Origin of the sequence: Tolypothrix sp. PCC 7712, from assembly GCF_025860405.1 — a bacterium.
GTDB lineage: Bacteria > Cyanobacteriota > Cyanobacteriia > Cyanobacteriales > Nostocaceae > Aulosira > Aulosira diplosiphon.
The window spans coordinates 7,294,275-7,320,020 of record NZ_CP063785.1 but is presented as its reverse complement, the minus strand read 5'-3'; the positions used below and the strand labels follow the sequence as shown (position 1 = coordinate 7,320,020).

Sequence of the window (25,746 nt, the reverse complement as noted above, 5' to 3'; positions counted from 1 at the left end):
CAGCCCTATATCTTCAAAGTTTGCGATCGCACTCAAGAAGAGGAAATTTCTGCCAAGACAATAACTCTATTACATCGGCCCCCTCTCTTCATCCTCTTATTTTGGCTAAGGTATTGATTACAAGCCCGACTTAAGAGCGATCGCCCATCAGGTAATCTATATAATCTTTGTGCTTCAATTATTGGGTCGCCTTTTTTCCAAGGACGCGATGTTGGTTCAACATTACGTACATCACCAGTTGAATAGGCGGAAATTAAGACATCACCTGGACTATTGCGTAAAGCGCCGGAACCTGTGATGGTAAAAGAGTTTTCTTGTCGCTTACTGCCGCGTGCAATGCAACTATTAGCAATCAGTGCGTTGGTGTCAATGACGTTTGGCGATAATTGGCTGAAGCTGTTTTGAATCGAACTGTTATCGGGTGTATTGAGATTGATGACACCGGAAATGCCTTGTTCGGAACTGGCAGTAATATCACTTTGATCGGTTAGTTTTGCACGGGACTCGATACCGAAGATGCCTCGCGAGTTGATTTGGATGTTTCCACCAGTGCCAGTGAAGGCATTGGCGCTAATGTCGCTATTCTCGTTGGGAATTGCCACGATGAACTTGCCATCAAAGGTGATGTTGCCGCCATCACCCCCAGCAAAAGCAGTTCCAGCAGTGGTGGAAATAAAGCTACCTCGCCGCAACAGCAAGAGATCCTGAACTTGCAGCGTCATGTCGCCACCCAGCCCCGATGCCGTTTGTGCCTGAATCGATCCCTGATTATCCAGGCGAAGTTGGTGAGTCATGATGTCCAGGTTGCCTGCATTTCCTTGACCTTCAGAAGATGCCGTTAATTCACCCCTATTCGTAATTGAGAATAATTCGGTATTCACCGTAATTTTCCCACCCTGACCATTGGCTTGATCTCCCACTTGGCTAAAAATACCACTGGGAATTCCATTAATGTTTGTACCATCAATGAACACTGCTTCTCTTGCCGTAACAGTTACAGTTCCCGCATCTCCCTGTCCAAAAGTAGTGGCACTGACTGCCGCTCCGTTAATGATAGAGAGTGTACCTGCGGTGATGCGAATATTACCGCCTCGACCAATAGCTCCAATATCCACAGTGCTACCAGCACCACTTGTTTGCGATGTGCTTTTGGTAGTACCATCAAAGGACACTGCATTTCTCGCTGTAAGGGTTAGATCTCCTGCATTCCCCCGCCCTAAAGTAGAATTAGTTACTGTTCCCCCATTGGTGAAAGACAGAGAATCAGCGGTGATGGTGATATCACCTCCCCGACCAGTAGCCTCAGTATATACTAGGCTACTAACGGAACTTCCAAATCCATTGCTACCCTCACCATCAATAGATACCGCATCTCTCGCCGTAATCGTGATATTCCCCGCGTTGCCTTGACCATTTATACTGGTATCTATATACCCCCCATTGGTGAGGGATAAATTGCCTGTGATGATGTGGATATTGCCTCCCTGACCAATCGCTCCATAGTGCACTCGGCTATAAACACCACCGTTGTCTCCATTGATGTTTACACCATCAAAGGAAACCGTATCTCTCGCCGTAATGGTGATATTTCCCGCATTACCTTGACCATAGGTGCTATCGCTTACCAGTGCCCCGTTGGTGAGATAGAGCGTACCTGTGCTGATGCTAATGTCGCCTCCCTGACCGATCGCTCCAGAATACACATCGCTAAAAGCCCCACTGCTCAATCCATCGCTGCCGATACCATCCATGAATACTGTATCTCTCGCCGTAATGGTGATATTTCCCGCATTGCCTTGACCAGATGTGCTGGCAGACACGATCGCCCCATCGGTGAGAGCGAGTGTATCTGTGGTAATGGTGATATTTCCCGCATTGCCTTGACCATAGGTGCTGGCAAATAGGCCCGCCCCGTTGGTAAGAGAGAATTTGCCTGTGGTGATAATGACATTACCACCCTGCCCAATCGCTTCGGGAGACACCTGGGTAGCAGCGGCACTGGAAAATCCATTGCTATCGAAGCCATCAAAGGAAACCGTATCTCTCGCTGTAATGGTGATATCCCCCGTATTTCCTTGACCAAATGTGGCAGCAAGTATTAGTCCCCCATTGGCGAGGAAAAGAGAACCTGTGGTAATACGGATATCGCCAGTATTACCTATTCCGTTTGAAAAAATTGCATTAAGGATGCGGCTTGTATCAAGGCTTACGATTTCTGTTGCATCGATATCAATATCTCCTGCTTGAGCACCTACAGTCCCTAAGTCTGCTGATATACCAGCTTGCAACTGTGTTTCGGCTCCAGTCATCGTCAAGTTGCGAGCGATTATGGCAATACTCCCACCTGCACCAGAATTAACACCCACGATCGCACCATTGGTTAACCCTCTTTTGTCACTCTAGGCAGAGGAAAAGTAGAAATCAGGGTGAATCAGGGATATAAAAATTGAACTGGTGAGGCTATAAATAATAGATTGAAGTTTAAAAAAACCCAAAGCTAATTGAGGAATAGGAAAAACCGTTAACCAGGGATATATCAGATTAAATAAAGTAAAAGGTTGAATAATCAAACGAAGATTGTTAAGAATGTTCTTCCAGCCATTTCCATTATCCCACCAAGGATGTGAAACAAATTTTGACTCTCGTTGTGATGGAGACTGAAACAGTTGCTCCGAATGCAGACTAACCATTAAATAAGCACTGCAAATAATTTCCCACCATCGCTCAATATCTGGGTAGTGAGTCAGGCGAAAATCTGACCAACCTAATTCATTCTTACTTTGTTTTAACCCGTACTCGACCCAAGTTCTTAAACCGTAAAAATTTCCAACTTCTCTTGGCGTAATGTCTGGATATTTACTCATCACATACCAAGTAGTGTTATCAGGCAAATTTTCTGGATCTGTAGTAATTTGCCAATATCTAAGTTCTCCACGTTTTCCCGGAATAATTTCTCTAATAAATCGATTTTCCCGACTCAAGTCAGAGAATACCCTTTGAAACTTCTGCCACTTTAAATATTGAATATGTTGTCGTGGAAGTATTTCTACATAATGATTTGACCGAATCGCTACTATATAGTTCAAGTTTAGTTCATCTAATACAGATATGAAATTCTTACCACTCTCTCCATATAAGCTATCTGCAAGTACTAAGTTGAATTTAAAACCCATTGATTGTAGCTTTTTTATCAGTATTGCTGCTATTTCTGGTTTAGTGCGGTACTTATCTCCTGCCTGTAATCTTTCCCTGGGTTTATACACTTCAAACAGTAATGGAAATGTCATCCCACAGAAAACACCATATACTGTCACTGCCACAATTCCATTATCTGTTTTTCCCAAATTTCCTATATACTGCCGTTTCACATAATCTGTCTTGCTCCCTTTCTTTTTATCCCCTGTCTCATCAATAATTAAAATGATTGGTCTACCTTTTAGCACTTGTAAAATTAACTCTAACCTTAAGGTTCTTAACTTTTCTATATCCCAAGGTGATGTAGTTAGAAAATGATGCAACCCTTGCTGGTTATCTAATCCTACGATTTTTGCTATTTCTGGCAATGTTTTACGTTTTAGATCAGAAATGCAGCCTACATGGAGATATTTAAAAGCCTCGAAACTCCTAACATCTGGAAACAGACTTTTATACCACTGGCAATATTCGTCCACAAATTTGACTGTTGGTGCGGCTGGACGGGGCTGTACCATGCTCTGTGTCTTGGTTCTAGCATTTTTACCTTATTATACTACTGCCAGAGTGACAAAACAGGGTTAAAGAGAAATCTGCTCTCGCCAATCCATCCGGCACACTCAACCGCCACTCCCGTCCCTGCTGTGTTAACCCAACTTCGCCGGTTGCTGCCATGCCTGCCAATTCCACCAGTCCTCCTGGCGCTAGCAACTGCCCGCCATCAATATTTACAGTGCCGCCTGCCAGGGTTAAGGTTTGACCATCGGGCACTTGTAAAATTGCACCCTGTGATTGAATCGCTCCCGGATTGCTGCCATACTGCAACCCAGTAGGCACACTCACCATAAGTAATGAAGGTGCTTGGGGATTTGTGGCACTAAACAATTGTTGATTCCCAAACTGGACTCCATTGGCTGTTGTCCCGACAAAACTTCCTTGCACATCTAAAGAAGCATTCTGCCCAAATAAAATTCCATTGGGATTAATCAAGAACAAATTTCCTGCACCAGCAACTCCCAACGTCCCGAAAATATTCGATGCATTTCCACCTGTGACCCGCGTTAAGATATTTTCTACCCCAGTGGGGTTGGCAAAATACACACTTTGCCCATCTTGGATATTAAACTCGCTGAAACTATGGAAAAGATTGCTGCCGCGTGTTGCACCACCCTCAATTTTGTCACCTAAGGCACCATTAATTATCTGATTTTGATTGAGTCGAGAAGCTTCTGCACCCAAGGTGTTATCGGGTGTGATTTGTGCCTGGGCTGGTGAAGCCAAGCTAAATACATTGGATATTAGGCATAAATAAAAAATACTTTTAAGGCTGAGTTTTTCCTGTTGATGTACTCGACTCATAAATAACTTACCTTGGATAAAATACAACCCACGATCTTGCTTATGCGTGCAATATTTCCTTTAACTACAAGCCCGACTTAACAGTAATTGCCCATCAGGTAATCGATATAATCCTTGTGGCTCAATTATTGGGTCGCCTTTTTTCCAAGGACGCGATGTTGGTTCAACATTACGTACATCACCAGTTGAATAGGCGGAAATTAATACATCCCCCGGACTATTGCGTAAAGCACCAGAACCTGTGATGGTAAATGAGTTTTCTTGTCGCTTACTGCCGCGTGCAATGCAACTGTTGGCAATCAGTGCGTTGGTGTCGATCGCGTTCGGGGATAATTGGGTGAAGCTGTTTTGAATCGAACTGTTATCGGGTGTATTGAGATTGATGACACCCGAAATACCTTGTTCGGAACTGGCAGTAATATCACTTTTATCAGTTGGTTTTGCACGGGACTCGATACCGAAGATGCCTTGAGAGTTGATTTGGATGTTTCCACCAGTGCCAGTGAAGGCATTGGCGCTAATGTCGCTATTCTCGTTGGGAATTGCCACGATGAACTTGCCATCAAAGGTGATGTTGCCGCCATTACCACCAGCCTGAGCCGTTCCAGCCGTGGTGGAGATTTGACTGCTGTTGCGTAGTAATAGTAAGTCTTGCAGATTTAGGGTAATATCCCCGCCATTACTACTGCGGGTTTCGGCAGAAATTTTACCATTATCCAGGGTGAGAGTACCTGCGGAAAGCTTAATATTGCCGCCAATTCCTTCTCCCTGGCTATTGGTAGAGATAGTTGCCCCATCTCTAATTATTAACGTTCTAGGGTCGATGATAATACTGCCACCTTTACCAATAGAACCTTCATTTGTGCTGGCAAATAGTCCTGTACCTTGCCCAGTCAGGAAAAGTTGATCGTTCACCTGGACGTTGAGGTTGCCGGCTGCACCAGTGTTAAAGGTATTCGTCGAGACTTTTGCCCCGCCACTTAGGGTAAACGTCTCGGCATTAATGCCAATCTCTCCAGCTTTCCCTACACCTGAGGTGGAGGCGGAAATTTCCACTCCGTCTTTGAGATTCAGTTGCTGGGTGGCAAAATTTATATTCCCGGCATCGCCTGTACCCTTGGTTTCGACGGCTAATCGTCCGAAACCTGCAATGGTAATTGACTGGGGTGCCGCCACGATTAAGTCACCTCCCTTGCCGCTACCGGATGTGGATGCCGAAATCTGGGAGTTAGGTATTAACACAATATTCAGATTGGGTTGATTGTTGTAGGGATTGAGTCGCAAGGTGCCAGCTGGAGCCTGTCCCTCTGTTTCGGCAAACACACCGACGATGCCGGCCAAATCCATCTGGGAAGCATTCAAGGTAATGCTGCCACCACCTTCTGGATTTGTAGAATTTTCTCTTGCTGTCGCCGTGATCCGAGCGGTATCTGAAAGGGTGAGGATCGGCGTATTGATGACAATATCCCCCGCTTTGCCTGCATCACTCGTTTCAACCGAGATCACTGGTGAAAAATCTTGAGATTTAGTACCGAGATTAACAGCGTTCGGTGCAGTGATCGTAATTGTTCCACCCTTGCCGATGCTTTCAGTGGCCGCCAAGACTTTGCCACCACTGGCGATCGTCAAGGTTGGCATAGAGAGGATGATATTTCCAGCATTTCCAGCACCAGAAGTATTAGAATTCAATACAGCTCCATTACTCACTTTCAGTGAGTTTGCTGTAATCACGATATCGCCACCATTACCAACTGCTCCTGGTGTTACAGAGCTATAGGCACCACTTGTAAGAGGTACTTCACTGCCGTTGATAGGCTTTCCTATCCCATCAAACAAAACTTCACCTTGGGTCTTAATCGTGATGTTGCCTGCATTACCTGCATCAAACAGGCTAACGCCCAACACCGCCCCATCTGTTACAGCAAGTGACCCTGCTGTTATGTTAATGGTGCCTGCATTACCACCACTGTTTTTCTTAACGCTAAAAATGCCACTGGATATACTACCGTCGTCTTCCGGTCTGGTGGGGATGCCGTTTGTGTACAATCCACTGACGGAGACTGCATTTGTAGCATCAATGATGATATCTCCTGCATCGGCCTGTCCAATATTCGAGCTAATGACTTTAGCACCGTTAGTAATGGATAGTGAATCCGCTCGAATGGTAATGTCTCCACTCTGTCCTACAGTAGATTCAGTGAATACACCACTAGAATTCCAACGGCTAGGATCTAAAAATACGCCGTCAAAGATGGCAGCACCACTCACCGTCAACGTTATACTCCCCGAATTTTCCGTTCCCCGATTACTAGTAGTCAAATATCCACCATCGGCAAGTATTAGAGAGCCTGCCGTGAGTTCAATGTTGCCCGCATTACCCGTCGCCCCCCTGGCCGCAATTGATCCCACAATACTTCTATCACTTACTAAAACCGTACCATAGGCATTGAGAGTAATATTGCCTGCATTTCCTTGTCCACCAGTGCTAGCAGATATCTGAACACCATTTCTTAAGTAAATCGAGCCATTTGTGCTGCTTACAGTAATATCACCCCCCTTACCTTTAACACTTCCCGTTATTTGAGAATTCAAGTATGATCCCGAATTAGTGAGGGTGATATTCCCTGACCCAGTGTAAAGGTATATGTTTCCCCCCGACCCTGCATTACCAGAGCCTGAGTACGAGTCCGATCGCAAGCCAGAGTTATTGAGAGTGATATCCCCTGAGCCAGCGTAGAGGGCAATGTTTCCCCCCGATCCTGCATTACCAGAGTCCGATTGCGCGTTCGAGTTCAAGACCGAGTCGTTGAGAGTGATGTTACCTGAGCCAGAAGACAAGGAAATGTTTCCTCCCGACCCCACATCACCATATGCCGAGTACGAGTACGAGGGCGAGTGTACGTTGTTGAGAGTGATGTTACCCAAGGTCGAAATTAAGGATATGTTGCCCCCATTACCACTATCCCCAGCGATTGTATAGGAAAACGAACCCAGTGCAGCGAATAATCCAAATGGATCGAGGAATGAGTTAGTGTTGATAATATCGCCCTTTGCTCTTAATTCAATAGTTCCGCCATTGCCCCCCGTTGTACTGGAGGCATCAATGCTATGAAAGGTAATACCTCCTTCAGCAGCGGTCAGCTTAACCACTCCCCCCTGAGTGTTGGGCTGCATACGCACGGGACTGAGCAGGGTAATTCCAGTCGGAACAGTTCCACTTGTAAATCCTGGCGGACTATTTTGACTGGTGCCGCCATAAACCAAGCTATTTTGTCCAGAACGAATGATCAGACCTGGTTGTGTTCGTAATGCGGCATCCTCGCCCACAAAGGTAGAAACCGTATCGGGTGCATCAATGGTAGCGGTACCCTGAAACCTAACATTTCCTTGAGACTCGATCAACAACGATGCTCCGCGATAGTTTGCCGCAATATCCACATTGCCAGTGCTACTAATAATTGGGTCATACAGGCTGGTGAAATTGACCAGATGCCCAGAAAGACTTTGAATGCGGAAGTCACCGCCACTGCTAAAGTGAGCATCCCCAGAAATGAGTCCATCACTGAGCAAACTCAGGTTTTTGCTACTGATAAAGGCTATATGCTGTGGATGGCTTAAGGCGAGAATATCAATTCCTTGATTGCCTTGGATAGTTAGATTACCACCCGATCGCGCCACAAATGGATTCAGCGCAGTATCTCGCACCTTCACCGTATCCTGTCCCTGGAGAACCAGATCCCGTCCAGCAATCAGTTGTCCTTGCAGGTCAAGTTTGTTTGCTATGAACTGCAAGTCTTGCCCAACTCTCAGGTTACCGCGATTGGTAATTGTTGCCTCCGGTCGAATCGGGCTATACTGCAAGCCGAGAGGGACGCTGACGCTTAACAGTGGTGGTGCTTGGGCAGTGGTGGCGCTGTACTCACTACCGTCAGTAAATTTGAAACTATTGGCAGTACTTGCTTTAAACGAACCGCTAATATCTAACTGAGCATTGGGGCCAAACACAATACCATTGGGATTGAGCAAATATAAATTAGCGTTCCCCAATACGCCCAATGTGCCGAAAATCTGCGAGCGCTCGCTTCCTGTAACGCGAGTCAGTATATTGGCAATACCAGCCGGATTGGTGAAATAAACTCCCCGTCCAGTATCTATATTGAATTCTTGAAAGCTGTGGAAGAGATTACTACCGCGTGTTGCACCACCCTCAATTTTATCACTCAGTACGCCTTTAATTATCTGATTTTGATTGAGTCGAGAGGCTTCTGTACCTAGGGTGTTATCGGGTGTTATTTGTGCCTGAGCTGGTGAAGTGAAGCTGAATACAGTGGATATGTATAAATAAAAAATACTTTTAATACTGAGTTTTTCTGGCTGATGTAATCTATACATAAATAAATTACCTAGGATAAATTAAAAATCCACGATATTGCTTATGTGAATGTTTTTTTGCTAGAGATATGTACGAATCAGACTATCATTCAAGAAATATCAGCAGCTAGCTTTCTTTTGCCTAATATGAATAAGAATAACTGTTGTTATCACATTTTCAACATTAAAAATAAATATTGCAAAATATTACTTTCTGCACTGCGACAGACCCATATATTGCTGAAAGTGAGTAACCTTTGCCAACGGATAATTTATGTCTCTACTCAGCAAGCCAAAAAACTAAATTTTCAGCGATTTACTAAATTATTTTTTTTACTAACCCTTTTAATTTGTTTATTATTTGGACAAGTCGGAACTGCACAAACTCCACATACGGATGTACTAGTTGAGCTAGGAATCAAAGACTATAATGCAGGAAATTTTTTCAATGCTATAAAAAATTGGCAAGAGGCACTCAATCAGTATAAAAATAATCCGTCAGCTACAGGGGTTGTGAATGAAAATTTGGCGCGTGCTTACCAACAAATAGGAGAAAACAAAGAAGCGATCGCATCTCTGGAAGCCGCAATTCGTGACTATGGTGCGGTAGAGAATATCCAGCAAGTTGGACGGATGAAGTCAGAATTAGCCCAAGTTTACAGCAATTTGGGACAACCTCGCAAAGCGATCGCACTTTTGTGTGGTCAACTGGTAGATAAGTCAAAAAATCAAGTAAGTCAGGAACTAAAATGCACTCCCGAAAGTGCTGAACAAATCGCCAGCAAATTTAATGATAAACGCGGACAGGTTGCGGCTTTGGGGATTCTCGCTGAAGCATATCGCTTAATCGGCAGTTACGACCAAGCAATTAAATATTTAGACGCAGCACAACAAGTTACTCCAGAATATCAATTTTTGGTGTTCAATAGTTTGGGTATTGCTTACAAAAGTCGTGGTCAATTGCGAGAGTTACAAGCAGATTCGGCAATGATGGCTGGTGTTTCTAGTAAAGAACAAGAATTGACGCAAAAGTCTCTAGATGACTATAACAGAGCTTACCAATATTTTCAGGATAGTATAAAATTCGCCCGCAAAGAAAAGCAAGCTATAGCCGAGATGCGGGGATTATTAAATTTAATTCAGTTGGCTTCCGAAACAAATCACAGCAAATTTATTAATGATGGGGAGTTTAACAAAACCTTTGAGGATGCTTTAAATGTTCTCGAAAGTTTACCCAATTCAGCAACAAAAGTCTATGGAGAAATTGATTTAGCATACTTGCAGCGCAATACAAAAGGAACTTCACCCTTTACCTACTGTCCAACTGAGATGATTTTATCTAGTAACAACAGAAGATTGAATTTGCTAGAAAATTCAGTATTAACAAGTAAACAATTACAAGATAAGCGCCTAATTTCTTATGCTAACGGGGCTTTGGGACATTTTTGGGAATGTCAGAAAAATAATGAGAAAGCATTAAAATATACCCAATCGGCAATCATTGCCGCAGACAACAAGTTGAGTGCAAAAGATAGCTTGTATTTGTGGGAATGGCAAGCAGGAAGGATTTTAGATGCACAGAACCAAAAACAAGATGCGATCGCATCTTATCAGCGAGCATTTGATACTTTAGAAGATATCCGTCAGGATATTTTGACTGCTGAACGGGATGTACAGTTTGATTTCCGCGATGTCGTTAGACCATTGTACCGGACATTGGCACAGTCGCGGCTTGATTTGCTGGGAGTTGGGGCAATTGCAGACGAACAACGTGTGAAGGAACTATCAAAAGTAGTTAACACCATCGATGCTCTGAAACTGGCAGAATTACAGAATTATTTTGGCAATGATTGCATTTTGAGTGGGTTGAATCCCAAATCGGTGGGCGAACTTCTGGAAGATAATAGTGTAGCGTTTCAGAATACTGGGTTTTTGAGTTCCATAATTTTAGATGGCAAAACCGGGATATTATTGCAGTTACCTAATCAGGCAACCAAATTTAAGTGGATTGAAGACCCCAATCAACAAGGTACAACCAAAATAGTTAGCAGCGACACCCTAGAGAAAAAAATTGCCGAGTTTCGCAAAGGATTAGTTAGCAAAGAAGAAATTAACTACGATAAAACAATTGCGGCACATCTTTATGATTGGATAATTCGCCCTTTTGCTGATGACATCAAATCCCAGAAAATCAAAACCCTGGTATTTATTCAGGATGGGTTTTTGCGTAGCGTGCCAATGGCAGCACTTTATGATAGCCAACAACAGAAATATTTAGTCGAAACCTACGCCGTTGCTACAACCCCCAGTTTACGACTTACTAAGCCTAAATTACGCGATCGCACTATGCAAAAGGCGTTAATTTTGGGTTTAACAAAAGAAGCCACAATTGACGGCAAGACTTTTGATGCACTTTTTGCTGTTCCTAATGAAATCAGTGCAATTGAAAGGATATTCCCCGATCATACTCCTTTGATCGACGATAACTTTATCCCCGAAAATTTTCAGCAAAAACTCGATCAAACCAGATATTCCATTGTTCACATAGCTAGTCACGCTCAATTTGGCATCATTCCCGAAGACACCTTCATTGTTACAGGGAAAAACCAAAAACTTACCATCAGCCAATTAGAAACATCTCTGCGAAACCTCAACAACAAATCAGATAGCGTCGAACTACTCACACTGACTGCTTGTGAAACCGCAGTTGGCGATGATCGTGCCACACTAGGATTAGCCGGAGTTGCATTGCAAGTTGGAGTTAAAAGTGCGATCGCATCTTTGTGGAGTGTTAGCGATGAATCGACATCCGAAATAGTCAAAACGTTTTACATAAACTATCGCCACACTGGTATGAGTATTGCCCAGGCGTTGCAAACAGCCCAAATGAGAATGATTAATGCTAAAAAATTACCATCATCTGAAAATATCAATCCTCTATACGATCATCCTGCTTATTGGGCACCAATAATTGCGATCGGTAATTGGCTTTGAAAGGCTTCCCGCGACAGCCAAAACTTCCAAGTAAAAAAATATCCCATTGCTTTTGAAGCTAGAGAAGAAAAATTTCAATGCATAAATGGGATAATTTATGTTTTGAAGTTTTCTAAACCACTAAATTTTCGCCGTTTTTATTCTGCCTACTATTTTCTATCAGTTTTCACTGGCAATTTTCTGGAGGTATTCGATTCGTTTCTGAATATTTTTTCTGTCTATGTCGCTATCCGTTGGCATTTCTGACTGTGCGAGTTCTTTAACTAAAGTTGACGCAACTTGCCCTAGTTTACCATTATCGGTTGCTTTCAATGCTTCTGACAGCGCTTCATACCACAATTCATTTTCAGCATAATAATTTACCTTTTCTAGAATGCTAGTAAATTGATTCTTAGGAAGTGATTGAGGGTTGATAACGGTAAATTCAGTATGGCTAAGAATCGTGTCGTTTTTGCAATCAATAGCAATTTGCCATAAATATGTTTTACCTACTGTGAGTTCGGGGTAATTGAGGGGAAGTTTTAGCTGATTAATCCCGACTATTGTGGGTATTTCTTGAACTTTACCGATTTGTTTAACGCTTTTTACAGATTCAAATTCAAACAGTCGGAATCGCACATTTTGGGAACTGGACATATACCAGACTAAAGTTGGACGTGTAGAAGCCGTTTTCCCGATAAATGTCTGAGGTGCAAGTTGTGTCAGGGGAATACCGCTACTTGAACATCCACGAGAACCACCCGCGCGACTAGTTCCACTGGCTGGTTTGCGATCTTTTGGTTTAAACTCAGCAGATGCGGGGAATGCAGTCATCAAAAAAAGCACTCCTACAACTAAGCTTGTAAGTCTGCGGCTATTTCGCCAAAATGTAATATGTTTATGTCTCATAGTACTGTTGTTGATTATATAGTTATTTAACAGGGCAAACACACCAGAATACGCGAAAAACCCAAAACAATGGCTATTCATTGACTACATATAGGGTTTTACATTTTTCGGAAAAAATTCTAATTAAATCTAATATTTGATTGAAATATAGCGATTCTCATTTAGATGCAATACAGAGTAAGGGCACAAGCATTGCTGTACCCCTACAAATAATCTGTATTCTATGCAATTGTATTTTATCTAACAGCTAACAACTTCAAGCTGCTTCAAAAATCTCAAATTTTAAATTTTTTTATAGGTGTCCAACTAAGTTCGCAAATAGTTCCGCGAGGAGAAAGCGATTCACGTCGAAATTCTCCTCCTAATTGTTTAGCAAGAATTTTAGAATGTTTTGTGCCTTTATTTTCTAGCTTTGATTTAAATCCTGAACCGTTATCTTTGACCGACAAATTGTATTTATTCTCACTATAAACACCCGATGCTTGAACGCGCTTGACTCCTTTGGCGTGTTTCCCCACATTACATAACGCTTCTTCCAAAAATAGACATATTCCCCGTTTATCTTCCTGATTTAAATATTTCTCGTCAATCGGGTCAAAATTGCGAATTTTAACTTTTAACGTTTTAAAATTTTCAAAATCTTGACGTTCTAAAGTACTTGAATAAACTTCATACAATAAATCGTGAAGCGGTCGATTTAATTCAAGTATTAATCCGCTACCTAAACGTAAACTCTCTTCTTTGGTTAACGCTTCAAGTTTAAGAAATTCACCAATTTCTCGAATTTCTAGATTTAGCTTTTCAAATTGCTCAACTAGTTGTTCATAGGGAATATCTTGAGCACGTAGATGTTGTAATCCATAGGCGAGAGTTTGCAAGGGGCCATTATGGATTATAGTAAAAGTGTGTTGAATGGTGTTTTGACGTTCGTTAATTTGCGATCGCAAGAATTGATCGTGCTGGTAAAATGCAAAAGCACTCAAGCCAAGCCCATTCAAAGCTAATATCAGCAAATTAGGTGCTACAGGAATCCATAGACCCCACACCCACAACATTACATACCCGCAGCTAAACAGACAAAATCCGGCTACACCAACACTCAGTATATTTCTCCAAACAGATTGGGTAAGTCGTCCAATAACAATCGGCAAAAAACCCCAAATAAATATCCATGCGTACTCTCCTATATCTCCCCAACTGTGCAACATTGGGCGACTATCGATTACACTACTAAGAATTTGACTGATGACATGAGCGTGATAGTCAATGCCGTAAATTACACCTTTTAATCCTAATTGTCTCACAGCAGATGTATAAAAAAAATCACCTGCGCTCATGTTGCGATTGCCAACTAAGACAATGCGATCGCGCAACAATTTCCCATCAACTTTCTCGTTTAAAATATCGAGTAGCGATACAACATGAAAAGGCTGAGAATTGTTGCGGAAGTTCATCAAAATTGACAAGGGAGCATCATCGACATTGACGTACCCACCAAAATTATTGGTAATACGGGGTAATTCAATCCCATTAAATCTGATAGTATTTGGGTCATTTATACCCGTGTCTATTTTAATTCTGTTATTTTGAAAGTACTTAGTAATTAATAGTAGCGCTAGAGAAGATTTCCCTTCCTTGATATTCTGAGGATTCGATGTGTACAACAAATAACGTCGATTTTTGCTATCCTCATCATTACGTAAATCAACAAATCCAACTTGTTGGGGTGGCAAACTTGGGGGTGGGGAAATTGTATCGGGTGGTAATATTTTTTCAATCCCAATAATATTATTATTTTTCTGCAATACCTGTTTGAGTTGTTCACCACCAGGTTCCACAGGAACGTTTTTAAAGATATCTAATCCAATTGCTAACGGTTGATAGGTTTCTAGCTTGGTAAGTAACTGTGCAATTTTTTCATCTGTAACCGGGTATTGTCCCACCGATTGAATATCCTGTTCATCGATACCCACAATTACGACACGTTCATCGAGTTTTTCTACCGGACGCAGACGTAACATAGTATCAAGGAGCATCCATTCTAAAGGTTGCATTCCTCCAGCAATCCGGATCAATATCACCACAACCAGCACCATGATCCCAGGAGGTGCAGCCTGTGTCCACAACCCCAATTCTTGGCGAATGCGATTCCAGATTCTCCTTTCCATCTCGTTTCCGGCTTAACCATCCTGCATATTAATCAATTAAACCTTCTTCACGGGAACGAATTTCGGTTTGGATTCGCATATTCTTACCGCCTTGCTTGCAGTCTTCTGGGTACACTCCCAGCACATCCTGTATTTTCGTCCAGTAAGTGCGTACTGCTCGTTCTGATTTATACATCCGCTCGGCGATCGCTTTATCTGTCAAACTCTCTTCAAAAGCCAACCGCAACACCTCCAACCATTCCGGTTTGAGTTCAATACCCGTTTTGATGTCTTTGGTGTGAGTTGCACCCTGAAGTGCTAAATTAACCCGCATCAGCATTTGGGCTTCGGGTAATCCTTTATCTGCGATCGCAAACCCAGCTTGATGATTATCAATCTCGTGTTTAATGCGGATTAGCGCCTTTACGTAACTAGTTTGCACCATGAAATTGCGATCGGGATATTCTTTGAGCAACGTTTGCAACAGCTTAATTCCAGTATCAATTTCTGCCGTCTCCCCTAGCTGATAGGGAATCGACAAATCCATCATAATCAGGTTAAACGCTTGAGATTGAAGTAAAGTCAGTGTCTCTTTGGCTGTCTGCGCCTTCAGTATCTTCGCTTCTGGATACTGTCTACTTAATACATCAAAAGTGCCAGTCAAAATTAATTGATGGTCATCGACAACCAGAATACATAGCTTTTTTTCCACTGGTAAATGCCCATAAATTTGATGTTTTTCTAAGCTTACTACTGCCATCACATTCTACCCATATTCAGTAAGGTGAAGTTTTGTAGGAATAAAAATATTGAAGTATGTGCTGATTCTAATTGGAGATCAAGTTTTAATCTATGCACAAAAGTGCAAATCTAATACAGGATTTTGTACATTTTCACAAAAAGAGCGATCGCACTTCTGTACCAAGAGGTTTTGAGCAGGCGATCGCATTTCGCATCCAAATGTAGTAAATAATGCGACAAAAAATTGCACTTCTATACTGAGAAATTTTGAGCAGGCGATCGCCTAATTTCCCAAGCAGGAGTAGTAAATCGTTCAGTCAATGCATAAACATGCAAATAATTATGCGTTAACAAGCCGGACTTAGGAATAAAGAATTCAGCATAATGCAACCAGAAGCAAATCAATCAACAGAAAGATTAGGTATAAAACTATGTCACTAGAAATTATAGATACTCACAACCGCGATCGCGCAGAAGTTGCGGTTTCTCAGCAAAGCACAAATCTCAAAGCCCTCAAAGCAGTGAAGTTAGCGATCGCGGTGGGTTCTATTGCAGCCGGAGCAGTCGCAGGGAAACCAGCTCAAGCTGAGACTGTAAATAAAACCTTGAGCTATGGAGATAGAGGTTCAGTTATAGCCACATTGCAATCAACATTTGATGATATTGCGGTTCATGGGATCTTTAGTTCTCAGACCTTAAGTAAACTCAAATCTTACCAGACTCCACACGGGCTGGAAGTTAATGCAACTGCCACACCTGAGACTCTTACACGTTTAGGGTTGCATAATCTTGCTCCAGGTTCCCAACAGTATGGCAAGTTAAAATTGGTCAATAATCTCTCTCATGAAGTAATGATCTTTATATATCAGCCAGGGGAAGAGAAGTATTCCAGATATGCATACCTTCCTCCTTGCAGTCAGAGAACATTGCAATCAAACTATAGCAACCTCTCGCAGGTTAGCCTCAACCTTCAAAAGAAGGGTTCAATTGGGAATTTGCAGGGAGATCATTTTGAATTCAAAACGTCTAGTTTTAGTGAAGATAGATATTCTGTCTGCCCGGGGCAACTTCAAGTAGCTGGAAGAAAGCCTACAGTAGATTTAGTAGTAAATTTCCCGGGTTTAAAAAAAGCCGCCAAAATACCAAGCCTTCTTGCAAACCTCTCCCTCTTATCCAAATTGGCGAACGCATTATCAGATGGTAATCTCAACGAATTTTTGAAGCGTGTAGACCCTGAGGAATTTCAAAAATTAACTGCTATAGATATTGATCTTGCAAAGAAGGGAAATCTTCCAGAAAACGCAGTTATAGGATCAGTTAAAATGGCATTGGATACACAAGAGTCTGAGTTTCTAGAAAGTATACTTATCTCCAAGGCTAGAATTACAGATCAAGACGATATCGTTCAAACAGTTGAGGTGATAAAAGTAAAAGCCAAAGAAGGAAAGTTTGAAGAACTAAGAGAGTACTTTGGAGATGGAAAAGTACAAAATTGTTTCAAATTCACAAAAGCTGAAATAGAAAATATAGTGAACGCTTTGAAATGGAAAAATGATATTGCTAACAGCCTAATCTTTATTCCTCTAAAGGTGAAAAGTGGAACTGAGTCTGCTACTCCTATAGCTGGTACTTCTATATCAGATAAGCAGAGTTACGCTCATGGATCAAATGAGAAGAGTTCTCATCCCTTATCTAAAGTGCAGATACTTTGTCCTACACGCTTTGAGACTCCAAGCACAAGAAGTAGCTTAATCTAATTAAACTTAGACATTGCTGATTCAAGGTATGAATTGATGTCTAATGCTAAGTCACAAAAATCGTGATCCAGATAGATTTTTCGTAAGGGTTTAGCATTGCTAAACCCTTACCCACGTATTTGTATCATTGGAAAGATGTCATTAATTTATGTTTTTAAGCTCTAAGTAATCCTGAATACGCTCACAAGTAGTTCTCATCAGGCTATCTAGACTTAAGTTCAAAGTTTGTACGTGTCTATAGCCATCATAATCATTATCTACATAAGTAGCTAGAGCAATTTCTTCTTTATTGGGACTAAAAGCAGCAGCCTCAACCTCTATATCAAATCCTTGTTTATCCAAGGCTAGAATCTTCTCTAGCCAACTTCCATCGATATTCCATATCTCTATGTAACCGATTTTATTGGTTTCACTTATCGAAACAATTACTTCATCTTCACAGCAAACTTTCAAAGCATAAACCATCCCTTTCGTCTCTCTACGCAAAGGCTTGATCGAGCCATCACTGCGACTACAAAGTTTGATTTCATATTCATCAGTTGTTGAATTAATAACCACGCCAATCATTTGACCGTCATTGCTTAAACTCAGATCAACAACACTACCTCCTACATCAAAGATAGTTTCAGGTACTTGATTAGCATCAAGAGCCAGGCTCCAAAGTTCTACTTTACCGTCATCACTACCTGAAGCGAAAAACTTACCATCGCCACTAAAAGTAATTGCTGTAATAGAGGTCTTTGCAGGATTAAATGTTTTTAATAACTCTACATTCCAAGGATTTCTATTTATCTTCCAAAAATCTATACGATTATCTTCACTCGTTGTTACAAAGATATCTTCAATAGGGCTAAGACGAAGGAGGTTAATTGCCTGTTGATGCTCTTGGATGGAAGTGTAGACCATTGTCCCATCTAAGCTATACAGATTGATCCCACCATCACTTCCTACTGCTACAACAATTTTATTTTCTCGGCTCAATTGAGCATCGCTAATTTTGATTTCATCACCAAATTTATTTTGTAGTTCTCCGTTAAAATTCCAAAGCTTGAAATTTCCTTTTTTATCTACCGTAGTGACGATTTGATTATCTGTACTAAAACTCACTTTCTGAACTCTAGCCCCCGAGTGTCCTTCAAAGTTGCTGCTAAAATACCAAAGCTTAACTGTTCCGTCATAGCTACTAGAAAGCAGTTGGGAGCTATCTGATGTAAAGCTAATCTTAGTGATCTCTGCTTTATGCCCTGCTAACCTATGTGATTTTTGCAAATTAACATAAATCTCGGTGACTAAAGAAAGGTTCCAAAAATTGATGATTCCATCGCTATGAGATGATGCAACTATTTTACCATCAGGGCTGAAAGCAATATGACTTATACTTTCCTCATACTCCCTAAATGCGTGTAATCCAGGCTCACTCAAATCTTCACTGATAGTCCAGATTTGAAGTTTTCCATCCCTACCGCCAGAAACTAGAGTTTTGCCATCAGGGCTAAAGTCAATTGCTGAAATATTACCTTCATGCTCTGCATCAAATTTAAAGTGATTAACACCTGGACAAACTTGATATTCTCCATCCTGGCAAACTGGATATTTCAAAATATTTATGATACTCTTTTTGACATCTTTATCCAAAGGAACATCAGTAAAAGCAATCAGATTATCTGTTGGGCTAAAAGCTACCTGTAGAACAGGATGAGGATGGGTGATTAATGTCCTTATAAAAGCACCTTCACGAGACCAAAAATTTATTTTTCCGTCATTGCTAGCCGAAACTAAGATATTTCCATCAGGGCTAAAGCTTAAAGAATTAACATAACCTCTATGTTTTCTAGTCTCACCTTGAATTTCATAGAAAGAATGCCAGCCATTGCGATCATTTTTATAGAATTTAATTATACCTTGTTCTCCACCTGTAACCAGAATATCTCCATCTGGACTAAACGCTAAATCATAAATTTTCTCTTCATTTTCTTCAACATTTATTAACTTTCCCTTCCAATCCAAAAAACAAACCCTGTTACTATTTTGACCAGATACTGTAGCAATGACTTGAGTTTTTTGATTACTGCTAAAGTTAATTATTGGCTCTCTGGTATCAATGCTATTAAGCTCTCCTAATTCACTCAATAAGTGATTAAATTTAATCAGAAAATGAAGTTGTTTATGCTGAGTAATTTTCAGCCCTTCTTCAAGATTTTCCTGCAAAAGCTCTCCTGCTTTAATCATCTTAGCTATTGCATCAAGCCGATCATTTGCAGTAAAGAGCCTCTGAGATTCTGTCGTGTTAAGTTCTACCTGATTTTCTAAGCTTTGTCTTTCTTGCTCCCTTCTTTTCTTAATACTCCGTTCAACAAACTCTGCCTCTTGCTGATTAAACCAGCTATTTTCCGATTTAAGAACTTTTTCAAGCTGATTTAGGCGATCGCCATTAGGCAATAAAAGTCCACTATCTTGAGGATTTTTTGCCCAATCATTGGCAGCAGCAGTCAAACGCTGCCGTAGTACAAATCCGTCTAATTCTTTATCGATCCATTCCTTTAACCTCACCCATCCTTTCACCAAAGCATCGTGGGCAGGCTCTATATATTCTTGATTTTCTGCATCTAAGCCCCTGATAAGCAAACGTGTTTCTAAAAAGTAATGGATTACTTTCTGTACCTGTTTGTTTTTTGGCTCTGGATAAACTAATTCAGATGTTGGTACTCTTCTGCGAGCTGATTCACCACCACTAATAGCAACCATTCGCAGCATTATATCACGAATAGTAGACGAATCAACTTTTTCTTTTTCTACTAAGTCATTATGTGTTTTGTCAGCAGTGTTAGTCAGAGAGCGTGTAACCCCACCTATATTTTCATAATCTTCCTCAGTAATCGTTCTGTCATCCTTTTCTGGATCTTCCTCTGCTTTTTTAAGATATTTCAAATAAAGCTCACTCAAAGTAAACGAGAGGAGAGGTAAAGCCCCTGGCATTTGAACAACTTCATCAATCAACTGGTTAACTAACTTAGGAGACTCAAAAAATAATGCCCGTTGTGCAGCAGGTTCTTCAATCGCTTGTTGTAACTCTTCCCTGTTCATCGGAGTTACAATAAACCTCCCATTTTGCCAATCATCTTGCCAACGAGTTTCCTTGATTGCATCCCTGATTTGAGGCTCAAAATCAGAACGCAATGTTATTACAATTCGCAATTTTTTGGATAAATCTGGTGAAGCTAAAGCTTCTGCTAACAACTGCAAAAACGTTGCTCGTTCTTCATTTTTGCACAAGGTGATTAATTCTTCACACTGATCGATTGTTAATAATAACTTAAGATTTGGCTTATTTTTACTCCATTCTCTGGCAATTGCCGTTAAAAATTTTTTATTTTGCTGTAATTCTTGAATTAAAGAATCAAAAGGGATATTTGTAAGGGGGTGTATCGTTGTTGCAAGAGCAGTGAGAGGATCATCTCCAGGTCGCATTGGATCGAGAACGTACCACCATTCCTGACTAGTTTTTTTTTCTGATATTAATGCAGGAATTAAACCAGCTTTTACTAAGCTAGATTTACCCGACCCCGAAAGCCCTAACACCACCGTAAGTTGATTGTCGCTCACTTTTTTCAAGAGACCTTCTTTTGGTTCTTCAATCAGTCTCTTTCTGCCAAAAAACAACTGACTATCTTCTTTTTCAAATGATGCTAAACCTTTATAGGGATTAGTATTTTCATCCAGTTTAAGTTTTTCTAGGTTTGGCTCAATACCATCTGGCAGAAAGATATACTCGCCCTTGTCATGCTTTTTGAGGCGAAAAAGCTCTGGAGTCTGTTCTTCTGCATCATTCCCTAGTCTATTTTGCAGATAAGTAAAGAGTTCTTGGGCAGTAATTACGCCATCTTCGACAATCGCCTTGAGGTGGTTATCCTGCTTGACTTTATCTGGTTCAGCTTTTAGCACTTTCAGCAGTAAGTCGGCAAAGGGAGAATGTCGATTTTCGTCACCCTCCCTTCGTGCCAGACGAGATGTATCCTGCGCTTGCTCGTCATGGGCGGCTGAAGTAATGACCTGTTGAGCCGGAAATTTGATGAAGCGGTCATAGCTTTGTTGATACATTTTACGACCATAGCCTCCTGAATTCCGCTTTAGTGCTGCCCAGCGAATTCCCCCTGCAAAGCAACAGTCCAGAATCATTAACAGATGACGGCAATTTAAGTCAGTGAGAGCATCGTGCAATTCCTGCATAGACAGCCAGGTACTTTTTTCATCGTCCTGACTATCTTGTAGCATCAGATAACCTGCTGGTTTGACATCTTTATCTTTCCTTTCCTCTGCCTTTTCAGCAATACCATGACCAGCAAAGTAAAACAAAACGCGATCGCTCTCTTTGACAGAGATTTGCTCATCATTGTCAGGTAATTTAATCCTATTCTCCTGAAGATTTTTTAAAAGGTTAAGAAGTTCTTCCTTGCTTGCTTTGTCATCTGTTAAAAGTAAGACCTCGTATTGATATCTCTCCTTGAGAACCTTAGCGAGTTCCTCAGCATCGTGGACAGCACTCTTGAGTTTACGAATATGTTTGTATTGATTAATGCCAATGACGATCGCTAAACTACGCTCAATATGATTATCTGTCGTCATAGATTTTCTTTTTTAGTAGAGAAGTAGGGAAATTTTCAATTTTCTTGATTGTTGATACCCTTCTTATCCGGTTTGACGAATCAGAAGGGCAGTTGCAACTATGGGTGGAGCGCAACCGCCAATGCTTTTAAACCCGCTTCGGTGGTAAAATAGGTCAGATGATCGCAAGCAACATTTGATAGAACTTTTGGCTGAGGAGAGCGATCGCTACTCACGCTTTTAATACTGGCTAGGTGAACGGCAATATCATTAGGTTCTCCCCCAAACACCAAACCATCAACCACCTTATTAATGACTGGAGCGAAAAGTTTTTCATTTAATAGCCTTAAGCGATTCGATTGCTGCTTTAATATGGGAATCGATCTATCTCCAGCAATAATGGTGTAAGGAATCTGGGGGTCTCGGTTATTAGCGATCGCACCGAAAAATTCTGAGTCAGGTTGCATTTGGTCGAGAGCATGATCGTTCGCTTCCACAAACTCTATTGACTTAGCGACTAAATCAGCCACGACTTTAGCAGGCCAAACTATCTCAGGCATTTGATTCAGACCCCACCCTAAAAGGGCAAAAATCATATCCTGAACTGCTGGCCAAGGAGAACCAGCATTAGGAGTTCCCAGCATGACTAAATGTTGAACAACTTGATTTCCGCCTTCTTGTTCAATAAACCAGCGAGAAACTAATCCTCCCATTGAGTGGGCGACTATATGCAATTCTTTGCCATGATTCGCTCCTAAACCCACAGCTTCCAAACGTTGTTTGAGCGATCGCGCATTTTCTTCAATGGTGGTGTGAAGATTTTCGTAATCGAAAGTTAAAACTAGGTCATAAAGTTCCTGTAGCGGACGCAGTTGTTCATTTACCTCTACTTTTGCCTGTTGAACGCTACCAACTATACTTGCGGTATCGCCGATAATACCATGAATGTAAAGAACAATTTTCTGAGCAGAATCAACCCGTTTTTTTACTGCTGCTAAATTTGGTTGGGATAATTCTGGTTGGTAAATGACTTTAATCTGATTATCTTCTTCTCTCACCTCTGCGGTTGTTAAAATCGGATAATCATAAGAATGTCCTAGTTGTTGACTGCGAACTTTTTTGAAGAAAATTTTGATTGAACCGCCCAAACTCCGGCTACTTGTAGTTGCTTGAGGCAAACGTTCTAAGGTAATTTTTATTTGCTCTCCCTGCTTTACACCTCGACCAAGAGGTAGGAAAAACTCCCCATCATAGCTTACAGGTAAGATATATTCATCTGCTTCTAAAGTTTGATTAACTAGTAAAGTTAGAGGTGAATCTTTTGTCACCAAGTTAACATTATTGACAGCAAATAATTCTACAGCACTCAATCCTGGATCAGTACCACGACTGTTAGTAAATTGAAACGATTCAATCACTCCAGGTTCATCCCACAAAATGGGTGGCACAATTAGATTACCGATATCTCGTGTCGTTTGGGAAACAGTAGTCAGGGTTACTTGCGCCTGCAAACTGGGATGAGGTTGCACTTCAACCAAACCATTGAGAAGTTTTGCAGCTTTATCTGGTTTAATCTGTTCAGCAGTCCGTGGTTTGACAATGGTAACAGCTACTTCTTTAGTAATCCAATCGTCATATTTTTTCCCAAACCCCCCAGAATTACGGGTATCAATTTGCTGCATTAAACGCTCGAGACTTCCCCTGGGCACATTTCTTGTAGGTGGAGGAGGCTGTAATCCTTTTTGTTCTAGTGAATCGACATTAAAGTCTGTTGTACTGATAATCAGCTTAAATATATCTTTGTACTCGGTGATGCCATTTTTCAGAAATTCAGGTGGAATGATTAAACTATCCCAATCTGTTTTCCTGGTTCTATTTATTTCCCCATCTTTAACTTGAAGCACATAGGTCTTTCCGCCGTACCTTGTCACAGAATAATCTTCTGATAAAAACAGGATATTACAATATAAATCCTCATCAGTTTTATTAGTCAGTTTGACTTCTATGACTGGTGGTTTCCACTTACCTTGGTCATAAATGTACTCTAGGTAAAGTCCAGAATCTTTAGTTAATGGTTTATCTGAAGAGTTAGGTTCATAAGCCTTAAAATCATCTTCATTGTTTCCATGACCGACCAGAATAATCTCCATCTCAACTTTATTGGGATCAATCTTACTCCCTTGACTCTTTAAGTTGAGAATATCTTTCCAGCGTGCGATCGCTTCTAATGCTTTGATTGTTTTTCGAGCATCATATTCTGTGTATATGCTGGGATTAGGCTGTTCTGGAATGGGAGCAACTACAGGCAGATCGTTATCTTTTTGAGTAATCCAGTATTGTCCATCGCCGATGAGCAGATTGTAATCAGCCTCTTCAAAGTTTTCGACTGTAGCAACGTACAGCGACTTTTGAATATTTGCTTTTTCTAAGAGGTTCTTAGCTAATTCTACATCCGTTTCCAGATTTCCCTTAATGTAAACCTTTAACCGATTCATGGGTAAACTGGTTACGAATGCCCAATAACTTTGATTTTTGTCTAATTCTTCTGTATAGTTGCTGATTTCAACTCTACTTTTTCCGGTGAAAACTTCAGTTACTTTAGCCTCAGCCAGTGGGAATTGTTTTAATTGCTCAGAAGTGCTATCTAACGGAAATATGGCTAAATATGTAGTTTCATCTGAATCCGAAGAAGATGGTTTGGGAATGCCATGTATCACCCCAGCATTAATCTCCCAACCGTCATCATCGATACTACTATATCTTAAAATAAAGGAGAAAGGACGTTCGGGAATCGCGCCTCCTAAAAACGATTCTTGTAAGTCTTCAGGGTGAGTTGCTTCAAGTTGAGGTGCTTGATCTTTAACTTTTCCATTCACTAAAGCCTCAATATTTCTGACTATATCTTGATAAGATAATCTTCCGTTGCTCTGTTGTAAGGTCTTGAGAAAAAAATAAGAAAAAACACCTCTGGTTTCACTATTATCTCCTTTTTGTTCCTTCGCATATTGGTAGTCCCGACAAGCTGCTAAGAGAATATGCCTTCCTTGGGGCAAATCTAACCCTGCGCTTTTCTTATTTACTTGCTCAGAAGTTAATTTAAAGGTTTTGTCCTCAGCAAAAATAAAACTAGACAAAGGGCGATCTCTTGTATCTTCTGGAGCTAGACGTACTCCTTCATCAATATTTCGAGTTCCCGAACCTGAGTGACAGGAATCGAGAATCACAATGACACGGGGATTTTTCTTTGCTACTTGAAACAGTAAATATTTGAGTTCTTTATCAGCTAAATCGTGATTTCCTGGGGTACGGCTGTCGTAGCAAACTAAAGTTTCATCTAACCGATCTGGTTCTAAATGCCAGAACTCTTCGGGAGCTTTTTCTTGTCCCCCATGTCCTGAATAGTAAAATAGAGCGATATCGTCGCTACCAGCTTGACAAAGATAATTTTGAAAACCATCAATAATTGCCTGACGAGTAGCCTGTTCATTTGTAAGGATTCTGGGTTTTCTCAGTTTCCATTCACCAGCAATCTGATTTTTGAGATAGGTTTCTATTGCTGTAATGTCGTTTACACAACCTTTGAGGGACTTAATTGGCTGGGGATAATTATCGATACCTACAAGCAAAGCGTATAAATTACGAATACCAATTTCTGGGGAGTTACTAACCATAATGTCACCCTTTTTAATAAAGTC

At 41.1% G+C, this 25,746-nt stretch carries 11 protein-coding genes; 2 read left to right on the top strand and 9 right to left on the bottom strand.

Annotated features, from left to right (window positions below; genetic code table 11):
- Positions 1-32: 32 nt before the first annotated feature.
- From HGR01_RS29815 to HGR01_RS29800, 4 genes are read right to left on the bottom strand one after another with little or no spacing between them, the layout of a single operon-like run.
- Positions 33-2,366, bottom strand: coding sequence for a beta strand repeat-containing protein (locus HGR01_RS29815; RefSeq protein WP_052335089.1), 2,334 nt, complete (start codon positions 2,364-2,366; stop codon positions 33-35).
- A 33-nt stretch (positions 2,367-2,399) separates the two neighbouring features.
- Entirely contained in the window at positions 2,400-3,710 is a 1,311-nt protein-coding gene (locus tag HGR01_RS29810; protein ID WP_096621593.1) for an IS701 family transposase, read from the bottom strand.
- A 25-nt stretch (positions 3,711-3,735) separates the two neighbouring features.
- Entirely contained in the window at positions 3,736-4,551 is an 816-nt protein-coding gene (locus HGR01_RS29805) for a filamentous hemagglutinin N-terminal domain-containing protein (protein WP_063749813.1), read from the bottom strand.
- A gap of 60 nt (positions 4,552-4,611) precedes the next feature.
- Positions 4,612-8,943, bottom strand: a complete 4,332-nt coding sequence (locus tag HGR01_RS29800) for a filamentous hemagglutinin N-terminal domain-containing protein (RefSeq protein ID WP_045868578.1) — start codon at positions 8,941-8,943, stop codon at positions 4,612-4,614.
- A gap of 225 nt (positions 8,944-9,168) precedes the next feature.
- Between HGR01_RS29800 and HGR01_RS29795 the strand changes: the two genes are divergently transcribed.
- On the top strand, positions 9,169-11,916 hold the full coding sequence (locus tag HGR01_RS29795; protein ID WP_235623013.1) for a CHAT domain-containing protein: 2,748 nt from the start codon (positions 9,169-9,171) through the stop codon (positions 11,914-11,916).
- 159 nt (positions 11,917-12,075) lie between these two features.
- On the opposite strand, the gene HGR01_RS29790 is transcribed toward HGR01_RS29795, so the two are convergent.
- From HGR01_RS29790 to HGR01_RS29780, 3 genes are all read right to left on the bottom strand, one after another.
- Entirely contained in the window at positions 12,076-12,804 is a 729-nt protein-coding gene (locus HGR01_RS29790; protein ID WP_045868579.1) for a DUF928 domain-containing protein, read from the bottom strand.
- A 275-nt stretch (positions 12,805-13,079) separates the two neighbouring features.
- Positions 13,080-14,972: a CHASE2 domain-containing protein gene (locus tag HGR01_RS29785; protein WP_045868580.1), complete on the bottom strand. Its 1,893-nt coding sequence runs from the start codon at positions 14,970-14,972 to the stop codon at positions 13,080-13,082.
- A gap of 28 nt (positions 14,973-15,000) precedes the next feature.
- Entirely contained in the window at positions 15,001-15,711 is a 711-nt protein-coding gene (locus tag HGR01_RS29780) for a response regulator transcription factor (protein WP_045868581.1), read from the bottom strand.
- Positions 15,712-16,123: 412 nt separating this feature from the next.
- Between HGR01_RS29780 and HGR01_RS29775 the strand changes: the two genes are divergently transcribed.
- Complete coding sequence (locus HGR01_RS29775) at positions 16,124-17,449, top strand: peptidoglycan-binding domain-containing protein (protein ID WP_045868582.1); 1,326 nt, start codon at positions 16,124-16,126, stop codon at positions 17,447-17,449.
- A gap of 141 nt (positions 17,450-17,590) precedes the next feature.
- Here the strand turns inward: HGR01_RS29775 and HGR01_RS29770 are convergent, their stop codons facing one another.
- Both HGR01_RS29770 and HGR01_RS29765 read right to left on the bottom strand, forming a co-directional pair.
- A complete protein-coding gene (locus HGR01_RS29770) occupies positions 17,591-22,072 on the bottom strand; it encodes a caspase family protein (protein ID WP_052335091.1) in 4,482 nt (1,493 codons plus the stop codon).
- A gap of 98 nt (positions 22,073-22,170) precedes the next feature.
- On the bottom strand, positions 22,171-25,722 hold the full coding sequence (locus tag HGR01_RS29765) for an alpha/beta fold hydrolase (protein WP_045868583.1): 3,552 nt from the start codon (positions 25,720-25,722) through the stop codon (positions 22,171-22,173).
- Positions 25,723-25,746: the final 24 nt, after the last annotated feature.